The organism is Pseudomonas sp. Root562 (genome assembly GCF_001427125.1).
Taxonomy (GTDB): domain Bacteria; phylum Pseudomonadota; class Gammaproteobacteria; order Pseudomonadales; family Pseudomonadaceae; genus Aquipseudomonas.
The window spans coordinates 43,228-55,196 of sequence record NZ_LMGK01000002.1 but is presented as its reverse complement, the minus strand read 5'-3'; the positions used below and the strand labels follow the sequence as shown (position 1 = coordinate 55,196).

Here is an 11,969-nt window from a genome sequence, read left to right as displayed (position 1 = left end):
CAAACCCACTTTTAAGCGCCAGGAGTCGAGTCATGGATGAACAAACACGTGTTGAGGTGTCCGACCCCCGCATTGAGCACGGGCACTTTCTGCTGATTGCAGGGCTTGGCGGAAAATTTACCCAGCAAACCGTGAAGGGCATTCCCGATCTCTGGGAAAAATTTATCCCCCATATTGGCAATGTTCCAGGGCAAAAAGGCGAAGTGACCTACGGTGTCTGCTGCAATTTCGATGGCCAGGGCGGATTCGATTACATCGCCGGCGTCGAGATCAGCAAGCTCGACGATTTGCCGGAAACGTACCGCTGGGTAGAGGTCCAGCCCCAGCAATACGTAGTGTTCGAGCACAAGGGTGCGCTGGAAGACCTGCCGCAAACCTTCCAGTACATCCACGGTACGTGGTTGCCGCAGTCCGGACACGAGCAATTGGCCGCTCCGGAGTTCGAGCGCTACAGCGAAGATTTCAACCCGAAGCTCAACACCGGCAAGCTGGAAATCTGGCTACCGATCAAGGCGTAATCGAGGCATCGGAGAGTAGATCGGTAGATTCGTCTCTCGATGTCGCGCAGCCGCTGATTTATGATCCCGGCCTTTCCCTCGCTGATTCCGAGCTGCCATGAACACCGTCATCCGCAATGTCACGCCCGCTGACCTGGACCGCTGCTACGCCATCGAAACCGTTGCCTACGAAGGCGACGAAGCCGCCACCCGGGAAAAAATCGCCACCCGCATCGCCACCTGGCCTGAGGGTTTCATCGTTGCTGAAGTGGATGGCGTGGTAGCCGGTTTCATCAACTCCGGTGCGGCATTTCAGGTGGAAATGTCCGACGAGGCGTTCAAGGAGCTGATTGGCCACGACCCGGCCGGACCGCACGTGGTGATCATGTCGGTGGTGGTGCATCCGGATTATCAGGGGCAGGGCCTGGCGAAGCGCTTGATGGGCGAGTTCATTGAGCGCATGCGCGTGCTGAACAAGGCCAGTATCAACCTGATGTGCAAAGAGCGGCATATCCCGCTGTATGCCGGGTTCGGCTTTGCCTACATCAAGCCATCGGCGTCCGACCACGGTGGCATGGCATGGCACGAGATGGCTCTCAATCTCTAAACCCGACGCAACCCCCTGTAGGAGCGAGCCGGCTCGCTCCTACATTGGTTTTGTATTGATCCCCGGTTAGAAAACCAACCCCATACGCCGCTCAAACCCGATCCGCCCCTTGTACGCCTCGCCACTGTCGACAAAACCATACCGGGCATACAGCGCAATGGCGGTGTCGTTGTCCGCATCCACCGATAACTCCAACCCTTTGATCTCCGGCCAAGCCTGGCGCGCAGCCTCGGGCAAGGCTTGCAGGCAGGCCTTGCCGTAGCCTTTGCCTTGCGAATGTTGGTCGACTTGCAGGGCATGCAGGGTGGCGCTGTGTTCATTGGCCCATTCCGGCAATACCGGGGGGCGCTTGAGCAGCAGGAAGGCCACCGGAATGTCTTCAGCCAGCAGGGCAAATCCTTTGACCCCCGGGCCGGGCTTGGACAACAAGGTGTGCAATGCACCGTGGATGTCGCCGCAGAACTTTATCTGCTCGGGATGTACTTCAATGGCCTCGATCTGTTGGCGCTGCAGCGCATTCAGGCTTTCGTATGGCACGAGTCGGGTTGTCACGGGACGGTCCTTTTTCCAACATGATTAGAAACCCGGATTCTAGCGATTCCGGTGGATTGGATTATTTTTATTTCACCTGTCGATTCAACGGATCGCCAGACGACTATGGGTGTCTTCCAACAAAAACCACGGAGAACCACCATGAACTCGCAAACCCAGATCCAGAACCTCATCGAAAGCTATCGCCAGGCCGTCATGGCCAAGGACGTGGATAAAGTCATGGCGCTGTATGCCGATGACATCGTCTCCTTCGACGCGGTCAAGGCTTTGCAATTCAAGGGCAAGTCCGCCTATCGCGCCCATTGGCAGGAGTGCATGCAAATGTGCCCCGGCCCGCACATCTTCGAGTTCCACGAAGTTACCATCGAACCGTCCCAGGAAATCGCCTTCGCCCACTGGCTGGCCCATTGCGGCGGCACCAACGACAAGGGCGAAACCCAGGCCTGCTGGATGCGCGTCTCGCAGTGCTACCGGCAAGAAGCGGGGTTGTGGCAGATCGTCCATGAACACTGGTCGGCACCGTTCGACATGCAAACCGGTGCACCGCTGTTCGACCTCAAGCCCTGAGATTTTTTTATCGCAAACAACGCCAAGGTGCCGATCTGCGGCCATAGTTGATCCGTTCGATGAAGGAGAACGCGATGAAGTATTTATGCCTGGTCTACAGCGATGAGCACCTGCTGCATTCGCTGCCGGAGAGCCCGCACGATTCCGAGTGCATGGCTTATGCCGAGTCGATCCAGGGCAGTGGCCGGATGGTCGCCGCCGAGGCGCTGGAATCCGTGCAGACCGCCACCACCGTGCGCATGCGCAACGGCAAAATGTCGATCACCGACGGCCCGTTCGCCGAAACCAAAGAGCAGTTGGCCGGTTTCTACCTGATCGATGCCAAGGACCTCAACGAAGCCATCCAGGTCGCCGGGAATATCCCGGCGGCGCGGGTCGGCAGCGTTGAAGTGCGCCCCGTGCGCCAGTTGAATCCTTGACTGATGGTGGCGCAAGCGGTCAAGGCGCGGGTCGAACAGGTTTATCGTGAAGACTCGCGGCGCATCCTGGCAACGTTGATTCGCTTGCTCGGCGATTTCGACCTCGCCGAAGAAGCTTTGCACGAGGCGTTCTTCGTCGCGGTCGAACGCTGGCAACAGGACGGCGTGCCGGACAACCCACGTACGTGGCTGGTGTCTACCGGGCGCTTCAAGGCCATCGACGTGTTGCGTCGGCGTGCCCGGTTCAATGCGTCGCGGCCATTGTTGCTAGCGCAACTGGAGGCGCTGGAGCAGGCGGACTGGAGTGACGAAGACGTGGAAGATGATCGCTTGCGCCTGATCTTCACCTGTTGTCACCCGGCATTGGCGGCGGATGCCCAGGTGCCGTTGACCCTGCGGGAAGTCTGCGACCTGACCACCGAAGAAATTGCCCGAGCCTTTCTCTCGGCGCCGGCCACCATCGCCCAACGCATCGTGCGCGCCAAGGCAAAGATCCGTGACGCAAAAATTCCCTATCAGGTGCCCTCTCTGGCGGAATTACCCGAACGCCTCGACAGCGTGCTGCGGGTGATTTATCTGGTGTTCAACGAGGGTTATTCGGTGTCTATCGGCGCACAGGTGACCCGCGAAGACCTTACCCGCGAGGCGATTCGCCTCGGCCGGTTGCTGATGGAATTGCTGCCCGAACCGGAAGTCATGGGTTTGCTGGCCATGATGTTGTTGCACGAGTCGCGGCGGGTGGCCAGAACCTCTGCGAGCGGCGAACTGATTTTGCTGGATGAGCAGGACCGAACGTTGTGGAACGGCGCAATGATTGCCGAAGGCTGCGAGCTGGTGGAGCGGGCGTTGAGCAGTCGCCGATTTGGTCCCTATTGCCTGCAAGCGGCGATTGCCGCAGTTCATGCCGAGGCCCCCTCGGTGGATGAAACCGATTGGGAGCAGATCGTCGGACTCTATGACGTGTTGCTGCGGGCGGTGCCTTCGCCGGTGATCGAGTTGAATCGGGCGGCGGCGATTTCCAAACGGGATGGACCGTTGGCGGGGTTGATTCTGGTCGAGGCGATTCTGGCGCGCGGTGATCTGCTCGATTACCACTTGGCACATTCGGCGCGGGCGGAGTTTTGCCGGCAGCTGGGCCGGGTGGAACAGGCGCGGGCCGCCTATGAGCGGGCACTTGAGTTGACGCAGCAGGCGCCGGAGCGGCGGTTTATCGAGGGGCGGCTCAAGGCGTTGGAGTGATGTGACTTCGCCGGCCTCATCGCGGGCAAGCCCGCTCCCACAGTGGTTTGAGGTGCACACAACTTTTGGTATCGACACAAATCCCTGTGGGAGCGGGCTTGCCCGCGATAGGGCCGAAGGACCTTCACTCCAACATCTTCCCTAACAACCAACTCCCCGCCGGCCCCGGTGGATGCAGTCGCGACCACAGTGCATCCACCGACACCGTTTTCGGCCAGCCGCGCACGTGCAGTTCCTGCAAGGTGCCCGGGCCGAAGCGCGCCACCAGCCAACGCGGCAACGGCGCCCAGCCAAAACCACCCTGAGCCATTTCCAACAGCATCAAATAACTCGGCGCTGACCACATGCGGCCCTTCGCCCGGCTTTCATAAGGATTGACGATGGTCGCCAGGCGCAACTCGCGGTGTTGCTGCAACACGTCCTGGTCAATGTGATCCAGCGCGGCCAACGGATGCATCGGCGACACGAACAGCGCAATCTCCGTGCGTTCGTCCACTGTCGAACTGACCAGGTCCGGCGGATAGCTGTCCTGCATTTCAGCAAAGGCGAGCTGCGCCCGACCGCTTTGCACCAACGCCACCAAGTCATCGCATTCGGCGATCAGGCATTCGAGCTCCAGGTCCGGGTAACGCTGTTCGAAGGCGCTGAGCGAAGCTTCGAAGCGGTCGGACTGGTACGTGTCGGAAAGGGCAACCGTCAGTTTCGCCTCAACCCCTTGCGAGAGCTGGCTGGCAGTCATTTCCAGGCGACTGGTGGCGGCCAGTATGTCTTCCGCCCGTTGCAGTACTACTCGTCCGGCGGGCGTCAGGCCAGGTTTGCGGCTGCTGCGGTCGAACAACGTCAGGTTCAGGTCGATTTCGAGGCTGGCGACAGCCGCGCTAATGGTCGACTGACTCCGGCCCAGCTTTCGCGCGGCAGCGGAAAACGAACCTTGGGTGGCGGCTTCGACAAACGCCAGCAGCACTTCATGAGAGGCCATGAACTATCGCCTTGATCGATGGTTATTGATTATGAAGTATCGGTTTGTTAGCAGATCATGGCAACCATCGTTACCCAAGGAGTCCTGGCCATGAGCGCCAACAAATCCATCACTGAACGTATCTTCCAGGCGATCGGTTTCGAACTGCTGGCCATTCTGATCTGTACGCCCTTGCTGGCCTGGGTCATGGAAAAGCCGATGCTGGAAATGGGGGCGGTCACCTTGCTGATCGCGGCACTGGCGCTGGCCTGGAACGTGATCTTCAACGGCCTGTTCGACCGGTTGCTCAAGCGTTTTGCCATCGCGCACAACGCCTGGGTCCGTGTGGTGCACGCGCTGCTGTTCGAAGGCGGACTGGTTGCCCTTGGCGTGCCCTTGATCGCGTGGTGGCTGAACGTCAGTCTGTGGCAGGCGTTCCTGCTGGATATCGGCGTACTGCTGTTTTTCCTGCCGTACACCTACCTTTATCACTGGGTGTACGACGTGGTCCGCGAGCGGTTGGTTATCCGCTCTACGTGTAACGCGTAACCTGTAGAGGGGCGATCACCAGCGCGACGCCCATCTACAGAAGTGGCGCTTAGTAATCCCGCCGTTTGCGGAACGCCCAGCGTCCGGCAATCACGTAAAATTCAGACGCAAAAAAGCCGCACGATCGTCAAATCGTGCGGCTCTTCGCGGTGTGCATCAGTCGTCTTTTTTGTTCTTCAGGACTTCGCCGGTGGCGGCGTTCAGATCCACGTCCCATTCAACGTTTTTCGCGTCGCGCAACTCGACTTCGTACTCGTAACCGTTGAAGTGGTTATCCAGGTCACTGTCGGTAATTGTCGCACCCGGATGCAGTTTCAGAACGATCTGGTTCAACTCTTCCAGTGGCTTGATCTTGCCATCCTTGACCAACTGAGGAATCTGGTCGACTGGAACATCAGCCTGGGCCAAACCGGCGGTGAGCATCAGGGCGGCAGCGGTGAACAGAGCAGTCAGCGTCTTCATGAGTTCATTCCTTGTGTGAGCTGTTTAAGTGGGATCAGGTTAACTTTGGTAACTTAATCCACCCTTAAAATTCCCTTTGATGTCTTGCTTCAATCACTGTGGGAGGGTGGCTTGCCCGCGATGGGGCCGTCAGTTTCAACATCAACGTTGAATGACGACACGGCTATCTCGGGCAAGCCACGCACAGGTTTAATACCCAATATTCTTCAACAGCTGATCGACACTCGCGGCGGCCGGGCGTTTATAGAACTTCAACAACTCGCTGGCGCGGTTGGTAAAAATGCCGTCGACACCGGCATCCATGACCTTCTGAAAATCCACCGCATCGTCGACGGTATAGACGTGCACCAACAGTCCCTGATCGTGGGTGTACTGGTTCATCCACGGTTGCACCAGGTCGGAGTAACTCTGATCGCCACCCTTGGTCAGTGTCGCGGAAGGACCGGTGCCGATCGCGCCCTGGGCTTTGGCGTAGTCGACCCAGCGCTGGAATTCGGCTTTGTCCTTGGGTGCCTGGCTGGCGTAGTAAGCGGCTTTGTCTTTCTCGCCGGATTCGGCAAACGGCACTTTGGATTTCGGTTCGATGCTGCCTTCGCCCACCCACAGCAGAAGGATTTTCGGTACTTGGGGCATTTCCTTTTGCAGCAGTTCCAGGCTGCTCTTCTCGAACGTTTGCAGGATCACCTTGCCTTTACCCTGACCGACCGCCAGCTCGCTCTTCGCCAGTTTCGATCCGGCCGGGCTCAGCCAGCCGCGGTCATGGAGTTTGTCCTTGAGATCGCGTTCGATGCCGGGAAACTGCTTGGGCTCCTTGGTTTCGATGTACAGGCCTGGCTTGTGCAGCGGGTTGCCCTGGGCGATGTCGATGATCTCATCGAGCGTCAGAATTTTCAGGCCTGCATAGGATGGACGCGCGCGATCGGGGTACGCGGTGTTGAACCAACTGCCGGCATCCAGGGTTTTCAGTTCGGCCATGGTAAACGCATTGGCGGGGCTGTCTCTGCGCTCGGGGAATTTGCTGGCGACATCGGTGGTGCGTTGCAGGTTGTTGTCGTGCAGGGCGAACAGCACACCGTCCTTGCTGCGTTGCAGGTCCAGTTCCAGGTAATCGGCGCCCAGGTCACGGGCCAGCTTGTAGGCGGCAACCGTGGACTCCGGTGCGTCGAACGAGGCGCCACGGTGGGCGATCACCGCCGGGTGCGGGATGCCCAGGCGCGTGGCCAATGCTGTGGGACCGGGCTCGCTGGCGGCTTGGACCTGCCCCAGGCCGAGCCAAAGACTCAGCAGCAGGGCGCTTTTGGTGAAGGTTGCAGGCATGCTCGAGATCCTTTCGCGATGGTTTCAAAGAAGTCCCTTTTAGCAACTGAGCGTCATCAACGCTATCGCAAGACCGACACAAACGTATTGAAAGCTGATTTTCGTCAGCGTTTTTGTGCGCTCGTTTGCAGTACGCTTGGCGGCAATTTCCCCTGCAGAGGGAAACAGCCATTGCTCGCCCTGTGTGTAAACCGACAATAAACACTGTGAGGTTTACCATGCGCATCACGTCCCAACTCATCTGCCAGGCCGCTGACCAACTCAAAGGCTTCGTAGGCCTCAACCGCAAGACCGGCCATTATCTCGTGCGCTTCAGCGAAGACTCTTTCGGCAGGGACGTGGCGGATGACGGCATCATTCCCGCCAGCGAATTCGTCTGGGCGCCCGGCTTCGAGGGCACCATGATCCTCAAACGCGAGCTGATTCAATTGCTGCTCGATCAGAACATCGACGAGCGGATCAACATCACCGAACCGCTGCGGGTTTACATGAAACGGCGAGAGGTGCCGGAGATTTCGGCGCTGCGGAGTTTGGTTCGTGGTTGAGGTTTCCACGTTGACTGGGCTTCAGAGCTGAACCCATAACCCGCTTCGACTCGGTATTCATGGCAACTCGTAGCAGGCCAGAAACATGTCCAGCGCCGACTCTGCGACGGTGGTCTGCATTTCGGGCGAAAGACTTGGCAGACCCATGGAAACTTGCGGCCAGAACGCGAAGGATTTGAGCATTCCCTGAATCTGCTGCGCGGCAAATGCCGGGTCGACTTGTTTCAATCGGCCATCGGCCTGCGCAGCGCGAATCCACACGGTCAGGCTTTCTTCCCGCTCACCCATTCGAGCGACCATGTTCTGTGCGCGCTCGGGGGAATGGATGGTGGCAGCGATGGCCACCCGCGCCAAATCGAGAAAGTTTTCATCACCCAGCATCTGCAACTTGGCCATCAGCATCACGCGCATCTGCTCGCGTAATGGCTGTTGTGGGTGGTAGGACATTTCCTGCTCCGCCGTCACCCGAGTCCACAATTGATTAAGAATTTCGGCGAACAACTCTTCCTTGCTCGGGAAGTGGTTGTACACCGTGCGCTTCGACACGCCAGCGGTGGCGGCAATCTTGTCCATGCTGGTGATGTCGAAACCGTTGGCACGGAACTCAGCAATCGCGGCTTGAATGATGGCTTCGCGTTTTCGGTCGGTCAGGCGCTGTGCAACTGTCATAAATCCGCTTCGGCAGAGAGAAAAGGAAAATTACACTCGGTAGTTTACTTGTGGGCGGGATTGATGCAACCTTGAAACTACACTGTGCAGTGTAATGTTTTGTTAATCCTGCCCGGTAAACACTAGAGTGTTCGGCTAATGCGTGCGTGCCTTGGCCATTTATCGTCCCAAGCGGAAAATCGCCAACGCGCGGTTTTTCTGGAGTCATTCAGTTATGGCCAATTCAGTTTCCCCGGCGAATAACGCGTCCACCCTTGATGCCTCTCGACAGGCTCAAGGGCAATTCCAGAACCACACGCCGATACAGCGTTTAAGCATCGGCAAAACCCTGCGCATCTTGTGGAACGCGATGTTCCACAAACCGCGCGACACCCGCCCGACGGCACCCGTCCCCGTGCAAGCGCTGACGCAAGCGGCACTGATTGCCGCGCCGAACCACAGCGTCTATCGCCTCGGCCACTCCACGTTGTTGCTCAAACTGCGGGACAAGTTCTGGATCACCGACCCGGTTTTCGCCGAACGTGCCTCGCCTGTGCAATGGGCTGGCCCCAAGCGCTTTCACCAGCCACCCATCAGCCTGGAAGAGCTACCGCCGATTGAAGCCGTGATCCTGTCCCACGATCACTACGACCATCTGGATTATCAGGCCGTGCTCAAACTGGCGGACAAAGCCAACTATTTCCTCACTCCGCTGGGCGTGGGCGACACGCTGATCAGATGGGGTATCGACGCCAGCAAAGTCCGCCAACGGGACTGGTGGCAAGGCACGGAAATCGACGGCATCCAGTTCATCGCCACCCCCTCGCAGCACTTTTCCGGCCGCGGCCTGTTCGACGGCAACAGCACCCTTTGGGCTTCGTGGGTGATGATCGACGGCGACACGCGCATCTTCTTCAGTGGTGACAGCGGCTATTTCGATGGTTTCAAACGCATCGGCGAACAGTACGGCCCGTTCGACCTGACGTTGATGGAAACCGGCGCCTACAACGTCGATTGGCCACACGTGCACATGCAACCCGAACAAACCCTGCAGGCCCACATTGACCTCAAGGGCCGCTGGCTGCTGCCCATCCACAACGGCACCTTCGACCTGTCGACCCACGCCTGGTACGAACCCTTCGACCGCATCCTGGAGTTGGCCTGGGAGCGCAGTATTTCGATTACCACGCCGCAAATGGGTGAGGCCTTCTCCCTGAGGCATCCGCAACGGGGCGGGGCCTGGTGGCAGGAGGTGGAACAGCGGATGTTTGAGGAACAACAGAGCGTAGGATGAGCGGCTACGGCTCGCGACGAACTTTCGTACGAGCCCTGGTGATTTAAGACGACGGATAAATCTGACTGATTCTTTAGGCTGATTCGCGGGTGAGGTCATTGACCCGCAATCAGTCAGAGGATTTGTACATGGATGTATCTTTTAATGGCCGCATGACGCGGCTAGCCAGCATTGTCGTGTTATCGATGGCAGCCAGCGCAGCCTATGCGCATAACCTGATATCCGAAACCAGGCTGGAATATTTAGGTGTCGATGAGCTCAACCAGAGGATGGAGCGTGGTCAACTGAGCTCCGTGATGCTGGTCAGGCACTTATTGCAACGGATCGAAAGGCTGGACAAACAGGGGCCGGCAATCAACGCGATCATCGAACTGAACCCCGACGCACTGGACATTGCACAAGTCCTCGATAAGGAACGCCAAGGTGGGCATGTTCGCGGTCCATTGCATGGCATTCCTGTGCTGCTCAAAGACAACATCGATACCTCCGATTCAATGCAGACCAGCGCCGGTTCATTGGCTCTGGTTGGGCAACCTGCAGCGCAGGACGCCTTTATCGTGCAGCGTCTGAGGGATGCCGGAGCGGTCATTCTCGCAAAGACCAACCTTAGCGAATGGGCTAACTTCCGCGATCCGGCCGTTCCCGATGGCTGGAGCGGGCGAGGTGGGCAAACCAGAAATCCCCACGTGTTAAGCGTAACGCCATGCGGCTCCAGCGCCGGTTCGGGCGCAGCGCTCGCGGCGGGTTTCGCACCGCTGACGGTTGGAACGGAGACGATCGGTTCGATCATCTGTCCTGCATCACTCAATGGCGTGGTCGGTATCAAACCCACGGTGGGCTTGCTCAGTCGCAGTGGCATGGTTCCCGTGACCTACAAACTCGATACGCCGGGGCCGATGGCTCGCACAGTTCGTGATGCTGCATTGTTGTTGAACGCCATGCGTGGCAGCGATCCAAATGACCCGATCAACAAGCCATCTGTCATTGATGCAACGGATTACACCGCTTTACTGCGCACTGATGCACTGGCGGGACGCCGTATCGGCTTTCCATTGAAGTTCGGCACCAGCGCCGAGGGGCTTGAAAGCGATCCGCAATTTTCCAGGGCTCTGGAAGTGATGCAGGCTGCCGGCGCCATCCTGGTTCCCGTGGAACTTACCGATCCGTTATCGGAGCAGGTAGATGAGGCGCTATGGATGGGTATCAAGCGTGACTTGCCGAGGTATCTGGCAACGCGAACCGCAATGTCTGCTCCCACGCTGGACGCAATCGTGCGCTTTAACGAGGCCACGCCAGGTGATCCGGCTTACGGGCAAAGCGTCCTGAGCGCGGCCAACAGCATCGATTTCGATGAGCGCACTTACAATGCGCTATGGCAAAAAATCCGCCATGAAAACGCTTCTGTCATCGACGACTTGCTGAACACCCATCAACTCGACGCCTTGGTGCTGGATGTCGGCTCCCCCGGTTTGAATGTCATACCACTCGCAGGCTACCCCGGCATCATGATGCCGTCGGGAGTGGACGCAGACGGCGTACCGACCTCGGTGTTCTTCTACGGCGCTCCATGGAGTGAAGCCAAGCTTCTGGCACTGGCTTACGGCTATGAACAAGCCGCACACGCGCGGCAGACCCCTGCTTTCAAACCGTAGACATTCACTCGGCAAAGACCACCTCAAGCCGGCCCTCTCTTCGCGATCGGGGGGCCGACTTGACGACGATTTGTACATCGCGGCCGAGCAACAACAGACACTCCATCATCTTGGCTTCGCTGATCCCGCGAAACTTCCCTCGCAGCATTTCAGAAAGCTTGGGTTGTGAAAGCCCCAGAATTTCTGAAGCCTGAATCTGGGTCAAATGGCGAGCCTTGATGATTTCCCCAATTTTTGCCGCCAACTGCGACTTGACTCGCATTTCATTGGAGTGGGGTATACCAAGGTCTTCGTAAACGTTGCCGCTGCTCTCTTCGATTTCAATCATTTTCCAATCCTTTCGCGTGATCCTGCGCTGCTTGTAGCCTTTTTCTGATCAAGTCGATATCGCACTGCGCAGTTTTAATGCCTGAAACCGACTTTTTCTGAAAACAGTGCAGAACGTAGATAGCGCTCCTGAAGCGAACGGTATAAACGGCGCGGTAAGTGTTCGTATCGAAGTCCTCAATCAACTCAAGGACCCCGGCACCTCCAAAGCTCTTGAGATGCTTGGCGTCTGGATGCCTCTTGCCGTTTTGCGCTAAATCGAGAGCGTGACCAAAAACATCCTGTACATCTGCGGGTAACTGCTTGAGGTCCTTTTTGCTGCTGTAACCCACAGGA

The 11,969-nt window shown here is 58.0% G+C and carries 16 protein-coding genes; 9 read left to right on the top strand and 7 right to left on the bottom strand.

Annotation, left to right across the window (positions count from 1 at the left end; all coding sequences use genetic code 11):
- Window positions 1-32: 32 nt before the first annotated feature.
- Together ASD60_RS03130 and ASD60_RS03125 are read left to right on the top strand one after the other, a co-directional pair.
- A complete protein-coding gene (locus ASD60_RS03130) occupies window positions 33-518 on the top strand; it encodes a GyrI-like domain-containing protein (RefSeq protein ID WP_056852591.1) in 486 nt (161 codons plus the stop codon).
- Between the two features lie 97 nt (window positions 519-615).
- The gene (locus ASD60_RS03125) at window positions 616-1,104 is read left to right on the top strand and encodes a GNAT family N-acetyltransferase (RefSeq protein ID WP_056852590.1); all 489 of its coding nucleotides are present in this window, start codon (window positions 616-618) and stop codon (window positions 1,102-1,104) included.
- A 66-nt stretch (window positions 1,105-1,170) separates the two neighbouring features.
- Here ASD60_RS03125 and ASD60_RS03120 read toward each other — a convergent pair whose 3' ends face one another.
- The gene (locus tag ASD60_RS03120) at window positions 1,171-1,656 is read right to left on the bottom strand and encodes a GNAT family N-acetyltransferase (RefSeq protein ID WP_056852589.1); all 486 of its coding nucleotides are present in this window, start codon (window positions 1,654-1,656) and stop codon (window positions 1,171-1,173) included.
- A 141-nt stretch (window positions 1,657-1,797) separates the two neighbouring features.
- On the opposite strand from ASD60_RS03120, the gene ASD60_RS03115 reads away from it, so the two are divergent.
- The 3 genes from ASD60_RS03115 to ASD60_RS03105 all read left to right on the top strand — a co-directional run bounded on the left by ASD60_RS03115 (window position 1,798) and on the right by ASD60_RS03105 (window position 3,881).
- Window positions 1,798-2,223: a YybH family protein gene (locus tag ASD60_RS03115; RefSeq protein WP_056852588.1), complete on the top strand. Its 426-nt coding sequence runs from the start codon at window positions 1,798-1,800 to the stop codon at window positions 2,221-2,223.
- Window positions 2,224-2,297: 74 nt separating this feature from the next.
- On the top strand, window positions 2,298-2,642 hold the full coding sequence (locus tag ASD60_RS03110) for a YciI family protein (protein ID WP_056852587.1): 345 nt from the start codon (window positions 2,298-2,300) through the stop codon (window positions 2,640-2,642).
- A 3-nt stretch (window positions 2,643-2,645) separates the two neighbouring features.
- Window positions 2,646-3,881 carry an RNA polymerase sigma factor gene (locus tag ASD60_RS03105; RefSeq protein WP_056852586.1) on the top strand — a complete coding sequence of 412 codons (1,236 nt, stop codon included), beginning with the start codon at window positions 2,646-2,648 and terminating at the stop codon, window positions 3,879-3,881.
- Between the two features lie 124 nt (window positions 3,882-4,005).
- Here the strand turns inward: ASD60_RS03105 and ASD60_RS03100 are convergent, their stop codons facing one another.
- A complete protein-coding gene (locus ASD60_RS03100; protein ID WP_056852585.1) occupies window positions 4,006-4,860 on the bottom strand; it encodes a LysR family transcriptional regulator in 855 nt (284 codons plus the stop codon).
- A 90-nt stretch (window positions 4,861-4,950) separates the two neighbouring features.
- Between ASD60_RS03100 and ASD60_RS03095 the strand changes: the two genes are divergently transcribed.
- The gene (locus ASD60_RS03095; RefSeq protein ID WP_056852584.1) at window positions 4,951-5,388 is read left to right on the top strand and encodes a multidrug/biocide efflux PACE transporter; all 438 of its coding nucleotides are present in this window, start codon (window positions 4,951-4,953) and stop codon (window positions 5,386-5,388) included.
- A gap of 156 nt (window positions 5,389-5,544) precedes the next feature.
- On the opposite strand, the gene ASD60_RS03090 is transcribed toward ASD60_RS03095, so the two are convergent.
- Together ASD60_RS03090 and ASD60_RS03085 are read right to left on the bottom strand one after the other, a co-directional pair.
- On the bottom strand, window positions 5,545-5,850 hold the full coding sequence (locus ASD60_RS03090) for a PepSY domain-containing protein (protein WP_056852583.1): 306 nt from the start codon (window positions 5,848-5,850) through the stop codon (window positions 5,545-5,547).
- 189 nt (window positions 5,851-6,039) lie between these two features.
- Window positions 6,040-7,167 carry a glycerophosphodiester phosphodiesterase gene (locus ASD60_RS03085; RefSeq protein ID WP_056852582.1) on the bottom strand — a complete coding sequence of 376 codons (1,128 nt, stop codon included), beginning with the start codon at window positions 7,165-7,167 and terminating at the stop codon, window positions 6,040-6,042.
- A gap of 218 nt (window positions 7,168-7,385) precedes the next feature.
- On the opposite strand from ASD60_RS03085, the gene ASD60_RS03080 reads away from it, so the two are divergent.
- Window positions 7,386-7,712, top strand: a complete 327-nt coding sequence (locus tag ASD60_RS03080) for a DUF2025 family protein (RefSeq protein WP_056852581.1) — start codon at window positions 7,386-7,388, stop codon at window positions 7,710-7,712.
- Between the two features lie 57 nt (window positions 7,713-7,769).
- Here the strand turns inward: ASD60_RS03080 and ASD60_RS03075 are convergent, their stop codons facing one another.
- Window positions 7,770-8,381: a TetR/AcrR family transcriptional regulator gene (locus ASD60_RS03075; RefSeq protein ID WP_056852580.1), complete on the bottom strand. Its 612-nt coding sequence runs from the start codon at window positions 8,379-8,381 to the stop codon at window positions 7,770-7,772.
- Between the two features lie 214 nt (window positions 8,382-8,595).
- On the opposite strand from ASD60_RS03075, the gene ASD60_RS03070 reads away from it, so the two are divergent.
- Together ASD60_RS03070 and ASD60_RS03065 are read left to right on the top strand one after the other, a co-directional pair.
- Entirely contained in the window at window positions 8,596-9,654 is a 1,059-nt protein-coding gene (locus ASD60_RS03070; protein WP_056852579.1) for an MBL fold metallo-hydrolase, read from the top strand.
- A gap of 128 nt (window positions 9,655-9,782) precedes the next feature.
- Complete coding sequence (locus tag ASD60_RS03065) at window positions 9,783-11,306, top strand: amidase family protein (protein ID WP_056852578.1); 1,524 nt, start codon at window positions 9,783-9,785, stop codon at window positions 11,304-11,306.
- Window positions 11,307-11,310: 4 nt separating this feature from the next.
- Here ASD60_RS03065 and ASD60_RS03060 read toward each other — a convergent pair whose 3' ends face one another.
- Both ASD60_RS03060 and ASD60_RS03055 read right to left on the bottom strand, forming a co-directional pair.
- Window positions 11,311-11,634, bottom strand: a complete 324-nt coding sequence (locus ASD60_RS03060; protein ID WP_056852577.1) for a helix-turn-helix domain-containing protein — start codon at window positions 11,632-11,634, stop codon at window positions 11,311-11,313.
- Window positions 11,627-11,965: a type II toxin-antitoxin system RelE/ParE family toxin gene (locus tag ASD60_RS03055; protein ID WP_131108069.1), complete on the bottom strand. Its 339-nt coding sequence runs from the start codon at window positions 11,963-11,965 to the stop codon at window positions 11,627-11,629. Before ASD60_RS03055 ends, ASD60_RS03060 begins: the two co-directional genes overlap by 8 nt.
- Window positions 11,966-11,969: the final 4 nt, after the last annotated feature.

Excerpts from the sequence above, each read along its gene's own strand:
- ASD60_RS03130 (WP_056852591.1), top strand. The coding sequence starts at position 33 with ATGGATGAACAAACACGTGTTGAGGTGTCCGACCCCCGCATTGAGCAC.
- ASD60_RS03110 (WP_056852587.1), top strand. The coding sequence starts at position 2,298 with ATGAAGTATTTATGCCTGGTCTACAGCGATGAGCACCTGCTGCATTCG.
- ASD60_RS03065 (WP_056852578.1), top strand. The coding sequence starts at position 9,783 with ATGGATGTATCTTTTAATGGCCGCATGACGCGGCTAGCCAGCATTGTC.
- ASD60_RS03070 (WP_056852579.1), top strand. The coding sequence starts at position 8,596 with ATGGCCAATTCAGTTTCCCCGGCGAATAACGCGTCCACCCTTGATGCC.
- ASD60_RS03075 (WP_056852580.1), bottom strand. The coding sequence starts at position 8,381 with ATGACAGTTGCACAGCGCCTGACCGACCGAAAACGCGAAGCCATCATT.
- ASD60_RS03080 (WP_056852581.1), top strand. The coding sequence starts at position 7,386 with ATGCGCATCACGTCCCAACTCATCTGCCAGGCCGCTGACCAACTCAAA.
- ASD60_RS03085 (WP_056852582.1), bottom strand. The coding sequence starts at position 7,167 with ATGCCTGCAACCTTCACCAAAAGCGCCCTGCTGCTGAGTCTTTGGCTC.
- ASD60_RS03090 (WP_056852583.1), bottom strand. The coding sequence starts at position 5,850 with ATGAAGACGCTGACTGCTCTGTTCACCGCTGCCGCCCTGATGCTCACC.
- ASD60_RS03105 (WP_056852586.1), top strand. The coding sequence starts at position 2,646 with ATGGTGGCGCAAGCGGTCAAGGCGCGGGTCGAACAGGTTTATCGTGAA.
- ASD60_RS03115 (WP_056852588.1), top strand. The coding sequence starts at position 1,798 with ATGAACTCGCAAACCCAGATCCAGAACCTCATCGAAAGCTATCGCCAG.
- ASD60_RS03095 (WP_056852584.1), top strand. The coding sequence starts at position 4,951 with ATGAGCGCCAACAAATCCATCACTGAACGTATCTTCCAGGCGATCGGT.
- ASD60_RS03125 (WP_056852590.1), top strand. The coding sequence starts at position 616 with ATGAACACCGTCATCCGCAATGTCACGCCCGCTGACCTGGACCGCTGC.
- ASD60_RS03100 (WP_056852585.1), bottom strand. The coding sequence starts at position 4,860 with ATGGCCTCTCATGAAGTGCTGCTGGCGTTTGTCGAAGCCGCCACCCAA.
- ASD60_RS03060 (WP_056852577.1), bottom strand. The coding sequence starts at position 11,634 with ATGATTGAAATCGAAGAGAGCAGCGGCAACGTTTACGAAGACCTTGGT.